At 66.6% G+C, this 23,704-nt stretch carries 18 protein-coding genes; 6 read left to right on the top strand and 12 right to left on the bottom strand.

Translation table 11 applies throughout. The features are described 5' to 3' along the window. Nucleotides 1–18 precede the first annotated feature (18 nt). The 11 genes from ACYOEI_RS17565 to ACYOEI_RS17515 form a co-directional block, all read right to left on the bottom strand. The gene (locus ACYOEI_RS17565) at nt 19–516 is read right to left on the bottom strand and encodes a hypothetical protein (RefSeq protein WP_462850838.1); all 498 of its coding nucleotides are present in this window, start codon (nt 514–516) and stop codon (nt 19–21) included. Between the two features lie 119 nt (nt 517–635). Further along, on the bottom strand, nt 636–2,045 hold the full coding sequence (locus ACYOEI_RS17560) for a sialidase family protein (RefSeq protein ID WP_462850837.1): 1,410 nt from the start codon (nt 2,043–2,045) through the stop codon (nt 636–638). Between the two features lie 323 nt (nt 2,046–2,368). Further along, a complete protein-coding gene (locus tag ACYOEI_RS17555; RefSeq protein ID WP_462850836.1) occupies nt 2,369–5,371 on the bottom strand; it encodes a hypothetical protein in 3,003 nt (1,000 codons plus the stop codon). A 195-nt stretch (nt 5,372–5,566) separates the two neighbouring features. Further along, the gene (locus ACYOEI_RS17550; RefSeq protein WP_462850835.1) at nt 5,567–6,121 is read right to left on the bottom strand and encodes a hypothetical protein; all 555 of its coding nucleotides are present in this window, start codon (nt 6,119–6,121) and stop codon (nt 5,567–5,569) included. Nucleotides 6,122–6,239: 118 nt separating this feature from the next. Continuing rightward, a complete protein-coding gene (hflK, locus tag ACYOEI_RS17545) occupies nt 6,240–7,196 on the bottom strand; it encodes an FtsH protease activity modulator HflK (RefSeq protein ID WP_462850834.1) in 957 nt (318 codons plus the stop codon). Further along, nucleotides 7,193–8,140, bottom strand: a complete 948-nt coding sequence (gene hflC, locus ACYOEI_RS17540; protein ID WP_462850833.1) for a protease modulator HflC — start codon at nt 8,138–8,140, stop codon at nt 7,193–7,195. Before hflC ends, hflK begins: the two co-directional genes overlap by 4 nt. Nucleotides 8,141–8,243: 103 nt before the next feature. Continuing rightward, complete coding sequence (locus ACYOEI_RS17535) at nt 8,244–8,918, bottom strand: Uma2 family endonuclease (protein WP_462850832.1); 675 nt, start codon at nt 8,916–8,918, stop codon at nt 8,244–8,246. A 26-nt stretch (nt 8,919–8,944) separates the two neighbouring features. After that, nucleotides 8,945–12,028: a cation-translocating P-type ATPase family protein gene (locus ACYOEI_RS17530; protein ID WP_462850831.1), complete on the bottom strand. Its 3,084-nt coding sequence runs from the start codon at nt 12,026–12,028 to the stop codon at nt 8,945–8,947. Between the two features lie 338 nt (nt 12,029–12,366). Further along, the gene (locus tag ACYOEI_RS17525; RefSeq protein ID WP_462850830.1) at nt 12,367–13,623 is read right to left on the bottom strand and encodes a mandelate racemase/muconate lactonizing enzyme family protein; all 1,257 of its coding nucleotides are present in this window, start codon (nt 13,621–13,623) and stop codon (nt 12,367–12,369) included. 51 nt (nt 13,624–13,674) lie between these two features. Beyond that, nucleotides 13,675–14,151: a DUF1569 domain-containing protein gene (locus ACYOEI_RS17520; protein WP_462850829.1), complete on the bottom strand. Its 477-nt coding sequence runs from the start codon at nt 14,149–14,151 to the stop codon at nt 13,675–13,677. A gap of 181 nt (nt 14,152–14,332) precedes the next feature. Further along, on the bottom strand, nt 14,333–14,854 hold the full coding sequence (locus tag ACYOEI_RS17515) for a GNAT family N-acetyltransferase (protein ID WP_462850828.1): 522 nt from the start codon (nt 14,852–14,854) through the stop codon (nt 14,333–14,335). A 241-nt stretch (nt 14,855–15,095) separates the two neighbouring features. Here ACYOEI_RS17515 and ACYOEI_RS17510 point away from each other — a divergent pair, with 241 nt between their 5' ends. Beyond that, the gene (locus tag ACYOEI_RS17510; RefSeq protein WP_462850827.1) at nt 15,096–15,671 is read left to right on the top strand and encodes a YbhB/YbcL family Raf kinase inhibitor-like protein; all 576 of its coding nucleotides are present in this window, start codon (nt 15,096–15,098) and stop codon (nt 15,669–15,671) included. A 144-nt stretch (nt 15,672–15,815) separates the two neighbouring features. Further along, on the top strand, nt 15,816–16,160 hold the full coding sequence (locus ACYOEI_RS17505; protein ID WP_462850826.1) for a hypothetical protein: 345 nt from the start codon (nt 15,816–15,818) through the stop codon (nt 16,158–16,160). Here ACYOEI_RS17505 and ACYOEI_RS17500 read toward each other — a convergent pair. Continuing rightward, nucleotides 16,144–17,094: an alpha/beta hydrolase gene (locus ACYOEI_RS17500; RefSeq protein WP_462850825.1), complete on the bottom strand. Its 951-nt coding sequence runs from the start codon at nt 17,092–17,094 to the stop codon at nt 16,144–16,146. The two genes, ACYOEI_RS17505 and ACYOEI_RS17500, sit on opposite strands and share 17 nt — an antisense overlap. Nucleotides 17,095–17,345: 251 nt before the next feature. On the opposite strand from ACYOEI_RS17500, the gene ACYOEI_RS17495 reads away from it, so the two are divergent. The 4 genes from ACYOEI_RS17495 (at nt 17,346) to ACYOEI_RS17480 (ending at nt 23,667) form a co-directional block, all read left to right on the top strand. Then, the gene (locus ACYOEI_RS17495; protein WP_462850824.1) at nt 17,346–18,299 is read left to right on the top strand and encodes a serine hydrolase; all 954 of its coding nucleotides are present in this window, start codon (nt 17,346–17,348) and stop codon (nt 18,297–18,299) included. Between the two features lie 889 nt (nt 18,300–19,188). Beyond that, the gene (locus ACYOEI_RS17490) at nt 19,189–19,434 is read left to right on the top strand and encodes a hypothetical protein (protein ID WP_462850823.1); all 246 of its coding nucleotides are present in this window, start codon (nt 19,189–19,191) and stop codon (nt 19,432–19,434) included. Nucleotides 19,435–19,593: 159 nt separating this feature from the next. Continuing rightward, a complete protein-coding gene (locus tag ACYOEI_RS17485) occupies nt 19,594–20,685 on the top strand; it encodes a DUF1559 domain-containing protein (protein ID WP_462850822.1) in 1,092 nt (363 codons plus the stop codon). A 147-nt stretch (nt 20,686–20,832) separates the two neighbouring features. After that, nucleotides 20,833–23,667, top strand: a complete 2,835-nt coding sequence (locus tag ACYOEI_RS17480) for an FG-GAP-like repeat-containing protein (protein WP_462850821.1) — start codon at nt 20,833–20,835, stop codon at nt 23,665–23,667. Nucleotides 23,668–23,704 lie beyond the last annotated feature (37 nt).

The raw sequence follows: 23,704 nt of genomic DNA, 5'->3' as shown, positions 1-23,704 counted from the left end.
GGGAGCGGCAGGTTGGGATTATCGGCCGAGACCCTCGAGATCGCGCCTCGCGGCCCTGCGGGAAACGATCCCGCCCATCCCGGCGAATGAGATCGTCAGGACGCAGTGGCCGATCCCGTCGCGGTTGGCCCTACGCAACCGAGTCATCATTTCCGTCAAGGCGGTTGGAGGATTGGGCGGGGGTGAGTCGCTGATGGAGATCGTCCCGGACATGATCTCGAGCACCACCGAAGTGGCGATGTTTCGGTTCACCGCATGAGAGGTTGGTGATTCGCGCGTTGCGGCGATCCAAGGCCCGAAACCGACGAGGAAATAGGCCCAGCCCGCGATGGCGAACCCATGCCGGAAGGCATCCCGATACCTGGCAGTGATCGCGGCATAGACGAGCAAGAGAAACGTTGACGTGTAGATTAATTTGAACCAGTCGTTCGATCCCGAGCGGAGGCCGGCGAGGACGATTCCGCAAGACAGGATGATCCCGATGAGACCGGCAATCGTGCGGCGTCCGGAAAACATGAGGACTCCAGTTTGTTTGATTGATTATGACAAAATGAGGATTTAGTTGTTCTACAAATGGATTTGACTTGCCGCGCCGCACGGGCTCGCTCCGTGAGGGGCCGACGCCGCTCGATGACTCACGGGGGAACGTTGGCGGAGTTTGGCAAGGGTATGGATTCCGGCGGCCGAGCGGACCATTCGAGCACCGCGTGCCAGACGTCGCCGCCTCGGGAACACCAGACGGCATGGACGCGACCGAGGCCGTCGTCCCTCACGCTCGACTGATCGTCGTCGCTGTGGAGGGCGAATCTGGCGGAAGTCGTGCCCTCACCCGAGACACGCACGGTCGGCATCCATGATTCACCGGAATTGCGAGATCCTCGGTAATAGGCATGCCAACTCGTTCCGTTGCGCTCCACCCAGGTGACATGGACCATGGGGCCTCGAGCGTCGATGGCGGCCATCCGGACTTCCTCGGCGGATGGATTGGAGAGCGTGATCGGCTCACTCCACCCTTTCCCGGCCACGCTTCGACGCGTCAACAATTGCCTTGCGCCTGCGGTGACAAAGGCGACGTGCAGTCCCGACGCACCATCGAGGGCCACGACGGGGAACCGCTCGCCATCGAACGGGTGCGGCCGGTCCGGCTGCAACGACTCGACCAGCGTAGTCGTCTTCCACGTCTGTCCTCGATCTTCGGAGAGGCTGACGGCACTCCGCGACCCGCCACCTTCCACGACCCAGGATGCGGTCACCCGATCCTCGTCGTCGATCACGACGGCGAAGGGGATGGCGTGCTCTCTCCCGAACGGACTCGGCCATTTCTCCCAGGAGTCGCCGTGGTCGTTCGAGACGAAGACGCTGGAATCGAAGCGGATCGACGCCCGCAATTTGGCCACCTGTCCGGGATCGTCCCCGTTCGGTGGTTTCGAGGTCGCGGCGTCGGGTATTTCCGTGCGAGCCCCGGCCACGACGAGGCGATTCCCATTCGGGCTGATCCCCAGGACGGGGCGATCCATGCCCTTCGATGGGATCGGCAGCGGGTCGGACCAGGTCTGGCCCGCGTCCTTGGAGCGTCGAACGAATACTCGACCCTCGGGCGAGAGCCCGTAGACGAGGTAGTAATGCCCCCGTCCGTCCGTCTCCAGCCAGGGGTCGAATGCGATTTCACCGTCCGCCGCCCGACCGGTCAGGTTCTGGGGCAGGTTCCATCGATCGCCGCGATCGGCCGATCGCCAGACCAAAAGCTCACTTCCGCCGCCCCCTCCCCGCGTACCTCGGACGGCGGTAGGCACATCGACGAATCCATGGGCAACGACGACGACGTTGCCTGCCTTATCCGCGGCCACGACAGGCTTCGGCGACTTGAAGCCCGGAAGCGCGGGCAGTTGAGAGAGCCGAATCAAAAAAGGCTTCGCGTCGCGATCGAGTCGGGGATAGGGGCTCGCCAGCGGGAGGCTGACGATCCAAGGTGTGGCGCGAGGCCGGAGGACAACCACGGCGAAGGCCAACGCGATGAGAAAGATCCAAAGTCGAGCTTTCCTCATGCGCTAACCCCCGTGGATGCCCCGAGATTTGAGCCGCTCCGAGCGAGAACGCGGCGGGCAAGAGGATGGCCTCTGGGAAAGCCGCAATCCTCGGCCTGTCTCGGATGACAAATATCTGGTCCCTCGGTTATATGCCGATTCGCGCCGATTCTTGATGACTTTTTCCCAAGATTCTTCCCGTTGGCGGAGCGGCTGCGGGATCGATGATTTGACTCCGGTGCGCGTGGACCGGGACGATCGACCGGCCGAAGGTGGCCTGATCGATCGTCCCGATACCGTGCGGGGAGTTGGGGTTGTCCGGGTTTGATCTCGTCGGGGATGTCTCAGTCTTCCCCCGACCCGGCGGGGAAGCGGACCCAGAAGGGGCTTCCCCAGGCGATCTCGCCATCGTCCTGGATCGCCCGGACGTAGTACCAGCTCAATCCGGGAGGGCGCTTCTCATCGTCCTTCCACTCGAACTCGACCCGCTCGCGGCCCGGCTCGGTGGAGTAGACGTAGACGAAGTCCTTGATGATGTCCACGCGGGCGATCGGGCGGGTGCCGTGGACGAAGACCTTGAGCCGGACGGGGCCGTCGGCGCGGAATTCGTCGCCCATGATGTGCGGGCCCGAGCGGACGTCGAGCACGATGTTGTCGGTGGCGCCGTAGCAGTGGCGCCGCTTGAAGGCGTCGAAGACGGCCTCGCGGGTCGAGTCCTCGGCGATCGCGACGGCGTAGCTGATGTGGGTCGAGATGTGGTCGCTCGACGCCTGGAATCCGAGCCGGTACTGCATGGCCAGGGCGTTCCAGACCATCCCCAGGGGTTTCCAGCCGCCGATCGCCTCGCCGGGTCGGCGGGCGACCCTCGGGGCCCCGAGGTGTTCGTAGGAGTTCCGGTGCCCCTGGAAGATCTCGACGAGCGGCTCGAGCTCCGCGTTGACGTCGCGCCAGTCCGTCCCCATCCCGGTCCCCGAGGTGTGCGAGGCGCAGAGGCCGCCGTGCTCCTTCAGATAGTCGTAGAGCATCAGCGTGTCATTGTCGACGACCCCTTCCGTACCGACCAGCCGGGGCAGGGTGCGGATCCCTCGCTTGGGGAACATGACGTTGCGGTGCCCGTGCGGATAGGCGACGCTCCGCTCGTAAGTGAACATGGTCACGAGCGAGGGGCTGTTGTAGAGGTCGGTGGCCTTCTGCGAGAGCCACCAGGTGTATTCCTTCCCCGCGCCGTTGTCGTGGTCGCCGAAGCCCATCCAATCCAGCCGGGCGGCGTCGATCGAATATCGCCACATGTCTTCAAGTGAACCGTCTGAGCCGCCGTCCATCGAGAGCTCGGTGTGGCGGTGGAAGTCGCCTCGGAGCAGGCGGTAGGACTTGCCGTTCGTCTCGATGCGATAGCCTCGGATCCGGGCGACATCGGCCGACTCTTCGGGGTGGACCGAGGGTGCCGCCCCCTCGGAGGCCGGGACCGCCTCGCCGGGTTCGGCGGTCGGCTCCGCGCCTCCCGGTTTGGCGACCGGGGTCAACGCGGCGACCTCCAGGTCGAGGTTGAACACCCCGCCAGGGCCTCCCGGCGTGGCGGCCTGGGCGCCGAACCTCCGGCTGAGGTCGGGGTTCGGTTCGACCTCGCGACGGAGACGGCCGTCGGTGCTGTAGAACGCCAGGACCGGTCCGCTCGACGGGGCGACGAGGGCCGGGCGATTGTCGAGCAGGCCGTCACTCTTCGGCAAGGGCTGTGGCGGGTCCCACGCCTGGCCCGACAGGGACGTCGCGTACTCGACCCAGACGCCGCCGACGACCATCACCGCATTGGCCCCCCAGATGGCTTCCTGGCGGTGGCGGAAGGCGAGCCAGAGCCGACCGTCGCGGTCGAGCGCCAGCCGAGGGTAGCTGTTCATCGGGCGGAGCGGGGCCGGGGCCTCCGCCACCGGGTTGGGGACCTCCACCACACGCCCGGCGACGACGCATCGGACTTTGATGGCGGCCGAGCGGTAGAGCGTCGAACCTTGGCCTTGGAGCAGGTTCTCGGCGTCCTTGCCCCAGTTGGCGTCGCGCTCTTCGTAGGCAACCCAGACCCGGCCTCGTCCGTCGGCCGTGATACTGGGCCTCGCCTCGTACTTCGGCGAATTGGCGATGGCCGTCGTCTTTCGCGAGAGGTCGTCCCCGGCGAGGCCTGCCTCGAACAGGTTCACGTCATAGTTGCCGTCCTGGTACGAGTCATACGCGACATAGGCCCGGTTGCCGTGGATCGCGATCGCGGGAGACCACTCATTGGCGGGCGTGGCGCTCGCGCGGATCGGTTCGCCCAGGGTGCCGGCGGAGTTGACCTGGGCGAGCCAGATATCCGACGCACCCTTGTCCCACGACTGCCAGGCCACCCAGACGCCGTGCTCCGGCGTTGAGGCGAGGACGGCGTCGACGTCGGTGCCGGCGTTGGTCGTCAGGCGAGTGACTTCGGACCAGGTGGTTTTCTCAGGGTCGTAAGCACGTCGATAGAGGTCCCAGTTCCCGTCCTTGTTCTCGGACCAAACCACGACGACCTTGCCGTCGCGGTCGATCGCGACGGAAGGGCGCCAGACGTCGAGCCCCGGCCCGGTGACGTCGAGGGGCTCGGCGCCCTGGCCGTCAAGGAAGCGGAACAGCCGGACCTGGTCGCCGCCGCCGCTCGGGGCGAATTCGGCGAAGGACTTCGGGCGATCCTGGAACGACTCGAGGTTTTCGGGACCTCGGGGTTGGTGCTCGACGTAAGCAATCCAGGTCGAGCCTCGGGCGTCGGCCGCCGCCGAGGGGAAGTCGGCCTGTTCGGGCCCTTCGCGGAGCGGGACCACGTTGGCGGTCCGCTGGGCCTCGACCCGGCCGTTGAGGTAGGGATGGGGCCGTCCGTCCGCCACCTCGGTGAGCGGGATGGCGAAGCGCCCCTGTTCGGTTTCGACGTTCAAGGTGGCGTCGGCGGGGGCCTTGAGCGAAACGATCAGGAGGTTCGGGGTGATCGAGGCCCCGGTCGTGCCCGGTCCACCTTTCGCGGGCGCGGCGTTTGCTTTCTTCTTCGCGGCGACCTTGCGGAGCGTGTGGCTCTGCACGACCCACGAGTCGCGCCCGACGACATGATCACCCTGGCGGAACCGCCCCCCTTCAACCCCGACGACCTCGCCGCGGTCGAGCGAGGCTCGACCGCTCCACGGTCGTTTCGCCTGGTCTCCGACCCCCAACTGCAAGCGGATCGAGACCACGTCGGGGTCGAGCCGTCGCGGCCCCTCCGCATCCTTGTCCCCCCTCTGCGCCGAGGCCGCCGAGGCCCCCAGCACGCCGAGCAGCGTCAGTACGATCGCGAACGGACGAGAGATTCGCATGGGTCGCACTCCTTGGTTGTTGTTGCGTTTATCGATTGCGGATGAGAAGAGAATCTATCCGCAGATGACACAGATGGACGCAGATTGAAAAATATTATTTGTGTATAAAAATAACAACTTATGCAGATATAATTTTTATGTGTTGCGTCTGTGTTGAATCCGTGGCTGAAAATTGATTGGGATCCTTTCCTCTTCTCAGGGGCTCGAGTTCTCACCGGTATCCTCGACGATCGCCGCGGCCTGGACGGGGACGCCTTCGGGCTCCTTGTAGTTCGCCTCGGCGCCAAAACGGGCACGAGGTGCGTGCCCTCGAGAGGTCTCGACATCGGTGACGAGCCACACGCCCTCTCGGCGCTCGAGACGGTAGGCTTGGCGCTCATTGCGGTCGGGATAGACGGTTTCGACGTCGATCCGCGCGGCGTCGGGGCCTTCGTCCTCGGCCGCGAAGACGGCGTGGCTCTTCCTGGCCCTGGCCGCGCGGCGGAGGTCATCGGCGAAGGCGTCTCGCCCTCTCTCGGAGACCTCGCGTTCGAGCCGCTCCCGCATCGGGTTGCCGAAGGAGGCCAAATATCGCGTAACATCGCCGGCCGAACTACTCTCGAGCAGGGCGTTGACCCGGGCCTCGGCCGTGTCGACCGGTTGGGTTTCGCCCCCACTCGGTTGCGAGGGGAGGTCGGCCCGGCGGAGGCCCGACCACGCCAGGAGGCCCATCAAGACCACCGTGATGACGCCGGCGTAGGCTCGTTTCATCGCAAATCCCCGCTCGCGGTCTCGTCTCAACGTTCGCGTCAACGTATCGAGACGGCACGACACTCCGATTTTGGAGTCCGACTGTCCCGGATTCAACCACCGAATGCGGTGGCCGGGCTCAAGGAGCCTTTGGGGTCCCCTCGGGTATCTCGGACGCTGGCTCCGGAGCCCGCTCGCCGGCGATCAGGCTGATGTCGAGCCCCTGGGACGGGTCGACGACCACCTTGCGACGGAAACGAGGGAGGAGCGTGGCCAGGGCCTCGAGGTAGAGCCGCTTTCGGGTGGCGTCGGGTCCTTTGCGGGCTTCGGCGAGGACCTTGGTGAAACGGTCCGCCTCGCCCTTCGAGCGCTGGACGAGTCGCTCGGACTCGGCCGCGGCGCGGTCGGCGATCTCGCGGGCCTGCCCTCGGGCATCGGCCTCGGCTCGGCCGACGTACTCCTCGGCGCGGGTGACGGCCTGGCGGAGGTCGCTGCGGGCCCTCGCGGCGTCGGCGAAGGCCGGGGCCACGGGGAGTGGGGGGGCGATCCTCCCGAGCCTCACCGCGCGAATCCCCACCCCGAGCCCCTGGGCGTCGGCCCGGCTTTGGATCTCGCGGAGCATCCGGTCGGCGACCTCGGCGCGGCCGGTCGTCAGGACGTCGTCGATCGTCCGCTCGGCCAGGGCCCGAGTTAGCGCCGCCTCGGCGGTCGCCGCGAGGGCTCGGTCCAACCCGGGGGACGCGAACAGGGATTGGACCGGGTCGAGGACACGGTACTGGACGGTCGCCTGGGCCGAGACGAGGTTCAAGTCGCCGGTCAAGTAGGCCTCGGAGTCGGGGTCGGGGGCCTTCGCCAGCGGGGCGGATCGGACGTCGGGGGCGCCGACGGACAAGCTCCGAGTCTCTCCGGGTTTGACCCGGTCGAGTCGATCGAAGCCCCAGGGAAGCCCCCAGTGCAGGCCGGGCTCCCAGGGTTCGCGAAGGACGGCCCCGAAACGCCGGACGATGCCGACCTCGTCTTGCCCGATGATCGTCAGCCCGGTGGCGAGGTAGGCCAAGCCCCCCGCGACGATGGCCATGCGGCCCCAGCGGATCACGGCGTCCCTCCCGCCGTCGTCGGCGCGGGGTTGGCGAGGGTGGGTGACCTCGGTGGTGTGGCGGTCGACGCGCCTGCCACGCCTTGTGTTAAAAGCCTGAGGAATGAACTCTCGGCCGAGAGCACGAGCGTGGTCTTCTGATCGAGCGCGGCGCGATAGGTCTCGAGGGTCTTGAGGAACTGATAGAAGGCAGGATCGGCGGCCTGGGCCGCGTTTGCGACCCTGGTCGCCTCGGCCTCACCTTCGCCGACGACCCGTGTGGCCTCGGCCTCAGCCTCGGAGACCGTCTTCGCGCGGGCGAGGTCCGCTGCGCTCCGGATCGTGCGGGCGAGGCTCTCCCCCTCCGCCCGGGTCTTCGCCGCCACCTTCCGACGCTCGCTCCGGATCTGTTCGAAGACGGCCGTCCGCACGTCCTCCGGGTAGTTCAGGCGACGGAGACGGACGTCGACGACGGCGAGGCCGTACTCCCGCGCCGCCTGGTCGGCGATGCGTCCGGTCACTTCCGTCATCATCACGTCCAGCGCCGACTTGCGGTCGACCCGCACCAGGGCGGCCAGGTCGTGCCCCCCCAACTCGGCCGCGAGCACCGACGCGGCCATGTCTTCGAGCCGGGCCGATGCATCGGGCATCGTCCGGACCGAGCGCAAGAAACGCTCCACGTCGGCGATCCGCCAGTTCACGTACCAGGCGACCTCGAGGTTCTTCTTGTCCTTCGTCAGCATCTCCCGAGGGGGCGGGACGTCGAGTTGGATCCGCCGGTCGAACCCTCGACGACTCTGGTGGGGCCATTTCCAGTGCAACCCGGGCTCCTCGATCAGCCGCACCGAGCGGCCGAACTCGGTCACATAGACCGCCTCCGTCTGGTCGACGATCACGGCCGATCGGCTGAGAAGGACCAGCGCCACGAGGCCCAAGATGGCGAGGATGACGGGCGATCGTCGCAAGAGTGAGCCTGGTCTAGAAGCCGTGGGTTGTCGCATAAATTTCGGATCGATTCTAGGAATGTGGCAATGTGCGAATGTTGAATGATGCGGAGAGCCACCTTCTTCAGGGGCGTTCGCCGGCTCCTGGGACGATCGAGGCTCGGATCGAGGCCCGGACGGATCGACTCCAGGCGGTCTTGTCTATCCCCTTCGCCTTCTCAAGGAACTCACGGGCTTCGCCGAGAGTCAGCGCGGGGAAACACCAACTCGTGTCCGCAGAGTGGTAGGCACCATCGTCCTGGAGATGCAGGAACTGGAGCGACGTCCCGTCATATCTCCAGACCTCCGGGATTCCGATCGCGCCGAAGATCCGAATCCGGGGCAATGAGCCGCTCGAGATATCGACCTGGACCACCAGGTCGGGGGGAGGGTCTACGGCCAGGTCGAGTTGGGCCTTATCGCACATCCGGCGGGCGTTTTCTCGTAGCCAGTAGCACTGGTCGGGCTCGACCCCTTTGCTCAGATCCGGACGCTTGAATGTCGTCGTCCCCGCCCCTTCGATTGCGATGTCCAACTCCTCGGCGAGGATGTCCACGAGTCGGCCGAGGAGGTAGCCGACGTTTTCATGGCGATACGTCGGCGATACGAGCTCCATCCTCCCGAGGTCGTAGGTGACTCGGACGGGACCATCACCGACGATCCGGAGCATCGCCTCGTAGTCCTCCCAGGAGACGTCCTGGAAGAGGAAAGGAGCGGCTTGAGGTTCTGGGTCGACGTGAAGGGCGGTGGTCGTGGCCATGGACGGAGGGCTCCGAAGTTCGGTCGTCACTCGTCGATGGGCTCGGCTTCGGCCTCGCCCCCCGGGTTGGCGGTCGGTATTGCGGGGCCGAGGCCGGCGCGTTCGGGGTCGGCGAGCCAGAGGTGGCGTCGGCCGCCGGCGCGCGGGTCGAGGATGACTTTGGAGCGGCCGGCGTAGGCGACGGCCAGGGTATCCCAGAGGAGCCGGAACTCCGTCAGGTTGGGCTGTCCGGCATGCGCCGACTGACGGGCGAGGAACGCACGGCTTTCTCCCTCGGCACGGCTTTTGAGCCGTTGGGACTGCGTGCTTGCCGTGTCGCGCCGGACGCGGGTCTCGGCGCGGGCCGACCAGTCTTGCTCGGCGGCGTAGGACTCGGCGTCGTTGCGGAACCGCTCGGCGTCGGAGACGGCCGCCGAGACGTCGCGATAGGCGGGCACGACCTCGCGAGGCGGGTGGGCGTCGACGACCCTCACCCGGTCGACGGCGACCCGCACGCCCGACGTCTCGAGGCGCTTGCGGAGCCGGTCGGCGACCTCGGCCTCGAAGGCACGGCGGTCGGCGACGAGGATCGACTCGAGCTCGATGCGGCCGACCGATTCGCGGAAGGCCCCCTCGGCGGCCGAGGCCAGGCACGACTCCACCTCCGCGACCCGGAACAAGAGCTCGGCGACCCCAGGCTCGGTGTAACGATACTCGACCACGCCGGCGAGCTCGACGAGGTTGTCGTCCCCCGTCAGGAAGAGCGCCGAGTCATCCCGGCGAATTCCGTGTGAGGCGTTCCAGGCGAGCGTTCCTCCCGTGTTCGCGGCCGGGCCCGCGAGGCCGACCCGGACGATCCGCACGAGGTCGGGCTCGATCTTGGAGACTGTCTCGAAAGGGGCGGGGAGCCTGAGGTGCAGGCCAGGGGGGAGGAGGGGGGAGTGATATTTCCCGAACCGCGTCAGGACGCCAACCTCGTCAGGCCCGACGACGACAATTCCCGAGCCAAGGTAGGCCAAGACCAATGCCACGAGGCCCGCCCGGACCAGTCCCCGACGATGTCCCCACGCCCAGTCCGAGAGCTCCGAAGGTCTGCACGCCCTGCAGGCCGCCGCGAGCCGGCCGAGTCTGGAATCGCCCCGCCGCTCGAAGCCGAGCAATCGCAGGGCGTTGATCAGGACGAGCAGCGAGCCGACCTGGTGAAACACGGCGGCGGCGACCGGCCCCAGGATCCGGAACGCCGCCAGGGTCACCGCAACCGCGTTGACGCCGAAGGCGAAGAGCACGATGTTCTGTCGGATGACCCGCACTGTCTGCCGGGCGAGCCGGACGGCTTCGGACAGGGGCTCGAGCGGGTCGCCCATCAGGATGACGGAACCGGCCTCGGCCGCGATGTCGCCCCCGACACCTCCAAGCGCGAGCCCCACGTCGGCCGTCGCCAGGGCGGGCGCGTCGTTGATGCCGTCGCCGACCATCGCGACGACCCTGCCTTCGTGCTGCTTGCGGCGGATCCATTCGGCCTTCCCGGCCGGCGTGAGCTCGGATTCAACCTCGCTAATATGGACCCGCCTCGCGACCGACAGGGCGGGGGCGGGTCGGTCGCCCGTGAGGATCGTCACGCCTCGGATGCCGAGAGACTCGAGGTCGTGGACGACGTCGTGCGCCTCGGGTCGGACGCGGTCTCGGGCCCCGAGGACACCGGCGACGCGCCCGTCGACCGCCACGATCAGGGCCGTCTGGCCCGAGCGGTCGATCGCCTTGATCGCGTCCTCAGCCTCTCGGGTAACCTCGACCTCGCGCTCGGCGAAGAGGCGGCGGTTGCCGACGAGGACCTGCCAGCGAGTCCCGTCGTCCCGGATCCGGGCCGAGACCCCGGCGCCTGGATAGGCCTCGAAGTCCTCCACGGTGGGGACGTCGAGAACCTGACGATCCGCCTCCTCGACGAGTAGTCGGGCGAGAGGGTGCTCGCTCGCCCGTTCGGCCGCCGCCGCGAGGCGGAGGAGGTCGTCAGGATCCCAGGGGGCGAACGCGACCTGTTCGCCGAGCTCCGGCTTCCCCTCCGTGAGCGTCCCGGTCTTGTCGAACGCGAAAGTATCGACTCGAGCCAGCCGTTCGAGGACATCCCCCCCTTTGACGATGACCCCTCGCCTCGCCAGTCGAGCCGTCGCTGCCAGGACTGCCGCAGGCGTCGCCAGGACGAGCGCGCAAGGGCAGGCCACAACCAGGACGGCGAGCGCCGGCATCAGGTCGACCGCCGGGCGCTCACCCTGGCGAGCCAACCATCGGAAGACCCCGAGGTTTGTCGCGAGGAAGACCAGGGTGGCCGCGACCAGCACGGCGGGTAGGAACCGCCGAGCATAGCGGTCGGCCGTCCGCTCCAGCGGGGATCGCCGAGCTCGGGCGTCGGCGAGGAGGCGGATGACCTGCCCGAGCGTGGTCTCGGCACCGACCCGTTCGACGCGCACCTCGAGCCGTCCGAACTGGTTGAAGGTGCCCGTGTAGACCTCGTCCCCCTCTCCCTTGTCGACCGGCAGCGACTCGCCGGTCAGCACGGCCTGGTCGACGGCCGAACGACCGGCGATGACTGTGCCGTCGGCCGCGAGCCGCTCGCCGGGCCGGATGACGAGGACATCCCCCTCCACGAGCCGTTCGGCGGCGACCTCGGTCTCCTGGCCGTCGCGGAGGACCCGGGCCGTCGAGGGCCGATACTCGAGGAGTTTCTGGATCGCTCGCTGGGCACGGTCGAACGTAAACGCCTCGAGGCACTCACCGACAAGTGCGATGAAGACGACCTCGGCCGCGACGAAATACTCCCCGAGCGCGGCCGCCGCCACGCATGCGATCGCGAGTGCGATGTCGGCCCCGATCGTCCCCTCAAACAACGCGGCCAGGGCGAGGTAGACGACCCGACCCCCGCCGATCAACGCCGCAACCAGCGCCGGCGACACTCCGAACGGTCGCCACCCTCCGCCCCAGGCGGCCAGTGCGAGCTCGGTGCCCAGCAAGATCCCGACCACCGCCGTCGTCGCGATCAGCCAGCGGAGCTCGGACTCATGGTCGTGCTCCCGGGTGTGGCCGCCAGGAGTCGCGTGGCCGAACGCCATGTGTGCAGGCTGATATTCGCGGTGCAAATCGAGTCCTCGACGGGTTCCCCGGGCCATCTCTCATGGACGGAGCTGAGGGCCCACGTCGCATTGACAGATTTTCTTGTGAATAGGCCCGGACACGAGGGCAGAACCGGCCTCGAAACCCGGTTTTTTCTTAAAAAACGGGTTTCTGACGCCCACGACCTCGACGACCCCTCGCGGGTTGTCGTCGCATTTCCGCAGAAATCCGGTTTTTAAGAATTAACCGGGTTTCGGATACGGGCACTCTCACCGATTCCGTTTGGCATTCTCCGACTTGTTCGATCGGGATTCAAGGGAAAAGATCGACGTCTCGTGACGCCCGTGTGTCGGAGGCCCGCCCGTCAGAACGTCGACACCTTCACCGACGCCTTGATAAAGGCCGGGTCAATCGTGACGCCGAAGCCGGGGCCCGATGGAATGCGGACGATCCCGTTCTCGGGGATCAGCGACGAGGTCGGGCTGCTGATGGGGATCTCGGCGTTCCCCTTGAACTCGGTGAACGGGACCGGGTTCGGGATGCATGCGGCGAAATACGCGGCGTCGAGGTACCCGAGGCCCGAGCCCGACATGTGCGGCGTGCAGAGCATGCCCGCCTCGTGGGCCATCCTCGCCACTCGCATCGAGCGGATGTAGCCCCCGTAGTAATGAAGGTCGGGCTGGACGATGTCGACCCCCCGGTTCGCGATCACCCAGCGGAAGCGGTCCTCGCTGAATTCTTGCTCGCCCGCGGCGACGGGGATCTTGAGCGCGTCGGCGACGACCTTCGTTTCCTCGAGGTGGTCGAACTGGCAAGGCTCCTCGTAGAAGCTGTAGTCGTAGGCCTCCATCAGCCGGCCGACCTCGATGGCCTTCTTGGCGTCGTAGGAGCTGTTCGAGTCGGCGTAGAGGGTCATCTCCTTGCCGAAGGCCTCGCGGACCATCGGGATGAGCCGGTCGGTCCTCCCCGGAAGGGAGTCGGCGTTCTTGCTCATCCGCCCCCCGAGTCGGAACTTCAGGGCCTTGGCCCCGCTCTCGGAGACGATCTGCTTGAGGTACGCGACCTCCTCTTCGGGCGTGTTGCCCCGGACGCCGCTCGCACGATACACCGCGATGTCCCGCTGCCGGACCCCGCCGAGCAGGTCGCCCACCGACGTCCCCGCGACTTTGCCGAGCAGGTCGAGGATCGCGAACTCCGCCCCGGCCGTGCAGACCCAGAGCGCCAGTCCCTGGTATTTGTAGTTATCGTCATGCCGGTAGAGCTCCCAGAGCAAAGGCTCGAGCTCTCTGGCATCCTTCCCTACGAAGAACGGGGCGACCCGGTTGAGGAAGATTGGGTAGGTGTGGATCAGGTGCATCGAGTTTGGGACGGCGATCCCCTCGGCACCGTCGGTCGACCGCACCCGGATGACGAACTCGCGACGGTTCCGGAGCAACTCCATCGAGGCAATCTTGACCGGCTTCGAGAATGCTTCGGTCCGGAGCACAGGGGTCTCGAGCACCCGGTCAAGCCGATCAGACAGGTCCCGACGTTCCTCTTCGGCTCGACCGGTCCCTGGCATCGACAGTAATGCCCCCGCACCCAAGCTCGTCCGGAACAGCGATCGGCGCGTCAGCCTCATGGTCGTTCTCCTTCGGATACCAGCACTCGGTCGGCTCAACTCGAGGTCGGCTCAAGGATCGGAGGAAGCGCGGGGGCTTTGGGCCGCCGCAGGCACGGCGAAACGCAGGTGATGCGCACAGTGGATGGAGTGGAACCGGAGCCATTCCTCCTTTTGGAGCGGCCCGAGTTTCGGGTGGGGGGGAAACGGTCCCTCAGACGAGACGAGTCGCGCGATCGCCGTCCGAAGCGCCTCCGCCTCCGCATGGGCGTCGAGGCCTTCGGGCGGCACCATGGACGGGACCGGGATCTCGGCTTTCTCGGGGAATCGCCCCGAGCGCAGGAGTCGTCGACGGAAAACGTCCTGCTCGCGTGTCGGCTCGGCCGGCCCTGCGGGTCCTTCGACCGAGAGGCGAATCCCTTCCGACAGATGATGCAAGACTTGTCCGAGCGTCCACGTGCCGACCATGGAATGGCCAGCGAGGAGCCGCTCCACCTCCGGCATCACCTCGTCGAGACTCTCGAAGGATAGATCTCGGCGTTCACCCACCGGAAAGTCCCCTCGATTTCGCCGCGACGTGACGGTGGACTGGATCCACGCCGCGTCAGTCGGTTGCTCGGAGCGGTCCAACGTCGTCGGGCTCGGGTGGGCATTCTACCGGTCCCTTCAAGGCCGCTCAAACCGGGGGTTCGGGAATCCGACACGAGGATAGGCCGCGGTCACTCTCGGTTTAGTCCCTCGGCCGCGTATTGGCGTAGAGCAACTGGTCGATCGTCTTGCCGTCCTTCGTCACACTCCTGCGAAGCCGCCCCTCAAATTGATAGCCCGACTTCTCGAGGACCCGCGCCGAGGCGGGGTTCCACTCGAAGACGGCCGCGTAGATCCGGCAGACGTCGAGGTGGGTGAAGGCCCACTCGGTCATCGCGCGAACGACCGCCGTGGCGATCCCCCGGCCCCAGTACGCCTGGCCGAGCCAATAGCCGATCTCGGCGGAGTGACGCTCGACGTCGTCGTGCAAGACGAGGCCGACGCCGCCGACGGCCGAACCCTCCACGGCGATCGCGAAATCAAGCTCGGGTTTCATCACGTTCACGAACTCGAGCCAATCGCGGGCGGCCTTGGGTGTATAAGGGTGGGGAAAGATGTCGCGAAGGTTGATCCAGACGTCGCGGTCGTCGGCGTGTCGGACGAGGGACTTCTGATCCTCGAATCGCCACGACCGGATGACACAGTATCCCAGGTCGAGTTCCACGTCCGATCCTCCCAAACCCCTCGGTCTCGTCCGTCGGCATCCCCCAGACAAGCGGCCCGCCCCCGAGGTTCTCCGCCGTGACCTCGCGAGTCGATCCGGGGAAGCTCATGGACCGGGGCTCGTCGAATGGGGATGATTGGAAGCTCATCGAGGTCGAGACGGCCCGCTTCGGTACCGCGGAACAGTACGTTCGCACGAGCCCGTGCGAGATTTCGATAAGCTTTGGAGAGGATTGGAGATCATGCGTCGAGCGGTCGTTGTCGTCTCCCTCATCGCCCTTGGTCTCGTCTCCTGCGGTCGCGGGCCCAAGCTCCCGGTCATCCCGGTCGGGAACCCGCAGCGGGTGAGCATGACTCTCAAGAGCCCGGCATTCGCGAATGGGGAGGAGATCCCCAAGGCAAACACCTGCGCCGGGAAGGACGCTTCGCCGCCGCTCGCCTGGTCAGGCGCCCCCGAGTCCGTCCGCTCGTTCGCCGTGCTCTGCGATGACCCCCGCACGCCCCAGGGGATCTTCACGCATTGGATCGTCTACAACATCCCCGCCGCCACGAAGGAGCTTCCCGAAGGACTCGCTCCCGAACCGCAGGTCAAGCTTGGCACGTCCGGCACGGGCGTCATGCAAGGCCTGAACGACTTCGGCAAGGTCGGTTATGGCGGCCCTTGCCCACCGAGCGGAAGTCACCGATACCTCTTCCGGGTCTACGCCCTCGACACGACCCTCAACCTGGCGCCCGGCGCGAGCCGCGAGCAGTTCATCCAGGCCATCACCGACCACATCGTCGTGGAAGGGCGACTCTCCGGGATCTCGACGCGCTGAGCCCGATTCTCAAAGCCCGCCTTGATTCCGAAGCGATTGTGTCCGACAATTGTCGAGGAAGGCCCGGCGCTGTCTCTTCCGAGTCGATCGTCGGGCGAGGGGAATGGGATCGGGGTTAGACACGTCACGAACCGAGGGGCTCCCATGACGGAATCGATTTCGCCCGGCCGGCTGACTCGTCGATCGTCCCCGCTCGCGGGGTTGCGGGTCTGGCATCTCTCGCTTCTGGTCCTGTTCGTGGCGATCGCGATCGTCAACATCCAGGATCAGCGCCAGAGTGAACCCGCCCTGATCGGCCTCGCGAGTGCCGGTTTCGTCCTCTACGGGCTCATCGGATGGGGGGCCTGGAGACTCGTCCGGAGGGTGGGCGTACGTTGGGGCGCGACGTCTCGACTCGTGGTCTACCTCGCCGGGATGGCCGGATTCTTCCTGGTATCGACGTACATCTATATCGCGATGGAATATTGGTATATCAACGGCCACTGGTGAGTGCGCCGGAGAGCGGCTCGAGGAAGTCGAAGATCGTCCGCCGGTACCGTTCGGGTTCGGTCTTGAGGAATTTGAGGTGGCCGGCCTTCTCGAACGTGACGAGCGTGCCGTGCGACTTGACCCGATTGAGCAGGGCCTGTGCCTCGCTCGGGCGGGCGAGTTTGTCCGCACCTCCGGCGATGATGAGAACGGGGACATCCTTCGGGATCCCCGAGATCCTCTCGACGGGCGAGATCTCGTCGACGTAGGGGAGGATCAGCGAGGTCGCGGCGAGCAGCCCCCGGTAGGCGAGCCAGTCCAGGACCGGTGGCAAGGCATTCTCGGTACGGTTCCAGACCGCGACCTTCAGGTCCTGGTAGGGGCTTTCGAGGATGTACCCCCGGACTCGGTGGCCGAGCTCGGTCGAGGCGAAGACGGCCGCCGCGGCCCCCAACGACGTCCCGTGGACGATGATCGGGCGTCCTGGATGCCGACGTTCCAGGGATTCGACCGCCGCCAAGACGTCGAGACGGGCCCCATACCCGATATCATTGAAGTCGCCCGTCGAGTCGCCGTGCGCCCGGAGCGAGATCAGGAGCACCGAGTATCCCCGACTCGCCAGCACCTCGGCGCGTTCGAGCGAGTTCTTTCGGCTCCCCCCGTTCCCATGGAGCAGGAGGATCGTCGGCAATCCCTCTCGCCCTTCGTGGTACCACGCCCCGATCTCGTGTCCGTCACGCGTCTTCAGCCGCTCGGAGACCAGCGTTCCCCAAGGGACGTCGACGACCCCCTCCGCGAACGGGGGCTGTGGGCGCCGAGTCAACTTGTAGGCGACCGCCAAAGAAATCGAGAACCAGGCGAGCGAGCCCACGACCCCGGCCAAGACGAGCCGGCGGGCCAGCCGTCGACGAGAGAACCACCCTGCGGGAACCTGCGGCTTTTCCGTCGCTGTCATTTCGGAATCCATCCTCGAGCGGCCGCTTCTGGTGGAATTGCGATAGGGGGCGCCGGAAGCATTCCGTAATTCAAGGCCTCGTGACGATCGTCGCATAGGTCACGGTCATCGTCCATGTCGGTCCTGATGGTAGTCAACTGTCACCCTGTCCGCCTGCGTTGCCGTAGAGCTTTCCGAGAGGCCCGTGAGTTTCCGGCACGTCGTTGCTATCATCCTCGGCGGGCTTCGGAACCTCGTGGGGACGTTCAAAGATGATTCGCGTGGACCTTCGACATGGCCTTGGGTCGGTCGTACTCTCACTCGCCCTCTCGACACTTCCGGGGCATGCGGCCGAAGGACAGGCGCCTCGGATCGATCGCGGGGCGCTCGACCCATTGGTGCGGACGCTCGTCGAGGAGCACGGGGAGGGGATCCGCGTCGGGCTCTGGGTCGGCGGACGGTCGGGAACGGCCTGGTATTCGTCCGACGCCGAGACGGTGTTCCCCACGGCGAGCGCCATCAAGACGAGCTTCTTGATCGAGTTGTTCGCCCGGTACTCGGAGGCGCTCGACCGGCCGCCGACGGGCCTGGAGGAGGTCTTGCGGGAAGGCCACCCGGCGATTGCCCACTTCGACGAGGCCCAGAGGGCCGAGATCCGCACCGGGTTGACGGGAGTCTCGGTCAGGAAGCTGGGCGGCGTGATGATGGGATCGGCCCCCGCGTCCAACCTGGTCTATAACGCGGCGGCCAACGTCGTCATCGCGCTCTTCGGCGGGCCCGAGGGGCTGACGAAGGCGATCCGAGGCCGCGACCCCGCCTTTTCCGGGATCGCCGTCCGGCGTTACATGCTGGCCGACCGCCAGGTCTCGGGCGACAACGAGGCCACGCCCGCCGCCCTGGGCGCGGTCCTCCAACGCCTGGCCGATCGGAAGGTCGCCGGTCTCGACGAGAAGACCGTCGAGGACATTCGCCGCGCCGTCATCGTCGAAGACCACCCGCGACGAGGGCGACACTTCCGCAAGGAAGGGGACCTCGAAACGGACCCACTCACCCACGTCCTCAGCGGCTGGTACGAGTCGACCCGGGGTGAGCCGGTTGTCTACGTCGTCATGGCCACGCAGCCCAACCCGGCCGGCCGGCCTCGGGCCGAGGCGCAGAAACGACTCACGACGACCGCCGATGCCGTGGAAGATCGCCTGCTCTCCGCCACCGATACGGCCCCCTGACGACGAACACCCCTCCATGGTAACCCTACGTCAACAATCGAGTACTCGGCTCCAATCCACTTTTCGCGGTCGTCGATTTCAGAACACCCCGAAAAAGTTTTGGGTCGAGCCGAAACCTTCGAGGTGTTCCGGACGATGAGGTGGCATGTTGCCGGAAAACGTCGTCTTGTCGTAGCGCCATACGAAGTAATATCTTGGCGAGAGCTCGCGAGGATGTCCCTGGTCGGTCGAATTCCCACTCAATCCATTCACGGATGTGATTTTAAGAATCTTAGCGTTCGACCGAAAAAAATCCTTGCGATCTCTTGTGCGGCTTGGTATTCTCACTGATCTCAAAATGTCACATTGGTACGCGGTTTCCGGGTCTTCCGGAGACTCTTGCTACGAGCCGCTGGGAGGGTTTCCTTCGAGCGGGCTGGTGGGAGGTCTCGGTCGGCTTTTGGGGCGTTTACCTTGGGGCATTGGGACCGGCTCCTTCAGGTGCCGAGTCCGTTTCTTGAAGTTTTCGCGTACAAATCCGACCAAAGAGAGAAAACCGCGTTGCTGGTTGGTGTTCCGGGGCGGTGTCGAGGGTGATAGGCCCCGGTAAGGTTTAGGCGAAGGTGGCGATCATCGCTTGGCCTTGCGCATACGGTATTTCTGCGCCTTGATGGCGTGGGGATTGTCCGCATGCATTCGGCCGGAGATTGTACCGCTTCCTCGCTTGCCGTGCAACGTCCGTCCGTGGTGTTGGTGCCGAGGGGTGGCGCATGCGCCACCCTCGCCGGTGTCGATCCCCCGGGCGGGGGAGTGCTCGCTGGCGAGTGCCGGGGGGATACTTCGTCCTTCGCGAGCCGGCTCCTGGGATGTTGATTTCAGCGATTCGATCGCCTTTCAAGGGAGATCATGAATGGAACGACGAGTCCGCTCTGCGCATTGGCGCCTGTGGCTCGGCACGAGCTTGATCGTGTTCGGCGGGATGGCGATCGGCTGCGGCGGAGATGACAAGGAGGGGAACGCGGAGTTCCGGCAGAACTTCGACAGGCCCAAGGATCTCCCGCCTCCTCCCAAGGTGAAGAAGACTCCGTTCAACCAGATGACGCCGCGCGAGAAGAGAGCATTCAAGAAGGCCGAAGCCGAAGGCCAAGCCAATTGAGAGCGTCGTCGCTCTAGATCCAGGACGCCGTCGTCCGCCCGATGTCGAATTGTTAATAGTCGCCGTTTGACGAAGGCAGATGTTCTTGCTCATTATAGATCAGTCCTCGTCGCCGGTGACGTGTCTATCTTTCCTCCCTTTCCCCCGGAGACTCGACCGATGAAGGCTCAGAACGTTGTCCGTTCTTGGCGGCGTGGTTTCACGCTGATCGAACTGTTGGTGGTCATCGCCATCATTGCCGTCCTCATCGCGCTCCTCCTGCCGGCCGTCCAGGCCGCTCGCGAGGCCGCCCGCCGCATCCAGTGCACCAACAACCTCAAGCAGCTCGGCCTGGCCTTCCATAACTACATGGACGGCAACCAGTGCCTGCCGATGGGCGACTTCTACTCCCGCGACATCCAGAACCCCGCCACCTCGTCGATGATCCGCCAGAGCTTCGGCCCGTTCATGGCGATCACCCAGTTCTACGAGGCGGGCGCCATCTTCAACGCCCTGAACGCGAGCGTCCAGATCTACGAGGCGCCCAACGCCACGGTGAACGGGATCGGCATGAAGATCCTGTGGTGCCCCAGCGACGCCGGCGTGATCGGCCTCCGGTATCCCGGCAAGGCCGGCGACGGCTGGGACGACGCCCCGATCCCGATGACCTTCAGCAGCTACGGCACCAACCTCGGGCCGCTCTACTACTTCGGCGGTAAGGACAACGGCAACGGCGCTCTGAACTCCCGCAACACCGGCGTCGTCTACCACATCGGCGACCCGCGTCCGGGCGGCACCACCATCGCCCCCGTCGCCCTCTCGGGCATCACCGACGGCACCAGCAACACCCTGCTCGCCGGCGACAAGGCCTACGGCGAAGTCGCCAAGGCGACCGACCCCTTCGGCCCGAACTGGTGGACCTCGGGCGTGATCGGCGACACCACGGCGTCGACCCTCTTCCCGCCCAACTTCTTCAAGAGCTGGGCCGCCGCCCAGCCCCCGACGACCCCGATGTACTTCTACGACGGCAACAACTACACCGACACCTACAGCAGCTACCACCCCGGCGGCTGCAACTTCCTCTTCTGCGACGGCTCGGTCCGGTTCATCAAGAACTCGATCAACTCGTGGAACCCGTTCGCCCTCGCCCCGTTCTCCAGCCGCACGTCCCCCTACACGGGCATCGGCGGTGGCGCGGTGCCCCAGTACGGCGTCTATCAGGCCCTCTCCACCCGCAACGGTGGCGAAGTCATCAGCGCCGACCAGTTCTAATCTGGTCCCGGCCGGATTTGTATCATGACCCATCCGACTCCGCCTCCGCGGAAAGGTCCTCGGCCGTCGTCAACGACGGCCGGGGACCCTTTGCCTTCCGGACCTCGGTCCACCCCCCGCGGACGGCGACGTGTCTGGTTCGGGTTAGTGGCAGTCATCCTCCTCGGGCTCATCACGGCGGCCGTCTGGCAGGTCCGCCGCATGAACGAGGGGCACACCCTCGCCGAGCTCGAGGCGGCCCGTCGCGACCGAGCGGCGGGGAACGCGGCCACCGCGGCCCGACGCCTTGGCAAACTCGCCGACTCCCACCCGGGACGCGGTGACATCCTGTATGAGCTCGGGGCGAGCGAGGCCGATCGCGGCCGGCTCACGGCGGCGATCGCCGCCTGGCAAAAGATCCCCAGGGCGGCGCCCGAGTTCGCCAGGGCGAACACCGGGAGGGCCCGGCTCGAAATCCTCCTCGGCCGGTTCGCCGACGCCGAGGACGTGCTGAACACCGCCCTTGAAGGCCGAGGGACGGGCCGAGAGGACCTGCGCGATACGCTCGTCCGCCTGCTCCGATCCGAGGGCCGCTTCGTCGAAGCCAGGCGCCGGTATCTCGAAGGGATCGACGAGTCGCCTGACCTGGTCGCATTCCTCAGGCGGCTCCACCGCATCGACGTCGACCCGTTCGCGACCGAAGGGATCCAGACCTATCTCGACCGCGCCACCGCCCAGGCGCCCGGGGACGACCGAGTCTGGCTCGGGCGTGCCCACCTCGAGACGAGGCTCGGTCGGTTCGACGAGGCCGCTCGACAACTCGACGCCTGCCTGAAACGACGGCCGGACGACCCGGCCGTCTGGCACGCTCGGCTCGACTGGGCGCAGGCCGCCAACCGGCCCGACGTCGTCCGCGACTGCCTGGCCCACGTCCCGGCCGACGAGCACGAGGCGCTCGAGATCCGGGTCTGGTTCGCCAGCCGACGAGGCGATCGAGCCGGGGAACGCGAGGCGCTCGAGCGACTGCTCGCCCTCAACCCCGGCCACGCGACCGCCTATTCCCGACTCGCGGAGCTCGCGATCCTCGACGGCCACCCCGACGAGGCAGCCCGCCTCCGGGCTCGCAAGGCTAAACGCGACGAGGACCTCGCGCGATACGAAACCATCCTCGCCTCGGCCGAGGTGAATGCCCAGGCCGCCGAACTGGCCCGACTGGCCAGATCCTTCGGCTGGACGTTCGAGAGCGAATGCTGGACGTATGTTGCGTCCAGAGGCACCGGATCCGTCCCGAGACCGCGAAAAGCACTGTCGGGGACGATGGCCAACCTCCTGGGCGACCTCACCTCAGCCAAGACGGCGAACGTCGATGGGGCCGGCTCGCCACGAGGGCCAGCCGTCCACTTCACCGACGACGCCGAGGCCGTCGGCCTGCGATTCGTCCACGAGAACGGCGACCCTGGCGGCCGGATGACGCCCCCCGTCACCTCCAGTGGCGGAGTCGGCCTGCTCGACTACGACGGCGACGGCTGGCTGGACGTCTACTGTGTGCAGGGGGGGACCTATCCCCCTCGGGTCGATCCGGGCCGACCGGGCGACCGCCTTTATCACAACCGGGGCGATGGTACCTTCGAGGATGTCACCGACTCGGCGGGTCTCGGGGGTGATCGGGGCTACGGCCACGGCGTTGCCGTCGGGGATTACGACAACGACGGTCACCCGGATCTTTTCGTCACCCGCTGGCGAGCGTACGCGCTCTACCACAACCGGGGTGACGGCACGTTCGATGACGTGACGAACCAGGCGGGTCTGGCGGGCGACCGCGACTGGCCGACCTCGGCCGCCCTCGCCGACCTCGACAACGACGGCGACCTCGACCTGTACGTCTGCCATTACCTCCGCTGGGACGAGCACGAACAACTCGCCTGCGTCGACCCGAAGAACCCGGCCGTCTTTCGCTGCGGGCCACGCGATTTCCCCTCGCTCCCGGACCACGTCTTCCGCAACGACTCTGGCCGGTTCGTGGACGTGACGGCGGAAGCGGGGATTGTCGACCCCGATGGCCGAGGGCTCGGCGTGCTCGCCGCCGACCTCGATGAGGACGGCCGCGTCGAGTTGTTCGTGGCCAACGACATGTCGGCCAACTACCTCTTCCGCAACCGAGGCAGCTTCCGGTTCGAGGAGGCCGCGCTCGCCTCCGGAGTGGCGGCGAACGCGGGGGGCGGGTATCAGGCGGGCATGGGGGTGGCCTCCGGCGACCTCGACGGCGACGGTCGGCCCGACCTCGCCGTGACGAACTTCTACAACGAGTCCACCTCGTTTTTCCGCAACCTCGGCGAAGGCCTCTTCGCCGACGCCACGGCTGCCGTCGGCCTTGCCGCGCCCAGCCGATTCCTGCTCGGCTTCGGCATCAGCTTCCTCGACGTCGACGACGACGGCCGGCTCGACCTCATGACCGCCAACGGCCATGTCCACGACGGCCGCCCCCTCATGCCGTGGACCATGCCCGTCCAACTCCTCGTTGGGGGAGAGGGGGGGCACCTGACCGACCGGACCCGGGACGCCGGGGCCCCCTTCCAGGTCCTCAGGATGGGCCGTGGCCTGGCCGTCGGCGACCTCGACAACGACGGCCGGGTCGATGCGCTCGTCCTCTCGCAGAACGACCCGGTGGCTTACTTCCACAACCGCACGAAGGGGGGACGCTCCCTGACCCTCCTCCTCGAAGGGACCACGTCGAACCGAGACGCCGTCGGGGCCAAGGTCCTCGTCGAAGCCGGCGGGCGCCGCCTGTTCGGGCACAGGATGGGTGGTGGGAGTTACCAGTCGGCGGGTGACCCCCGGCTCCATTTCGGCCTCGGCGACGTGTCCCGCGCGGATTCGGTCGAGGTCCGTTGGCCTTCCGGCAAGGTCGACCGCTATCAGGATCTCGAGGCCGGCGCGGGGTATCGACTCCGCGAGGGGGAGCGTCAGCCTTTGCCGCTCCCGGGATGGAAACACGACAAGTAACAGGCCAGGGGCCGGCCACTCGCCCCGAGTGGGCTTC

The organism is Singulisphaera rosea (assembly GCF_054877945.1).
This window is presented reverse-complemented; position numbering and strand designations above follow the sequence as displayed.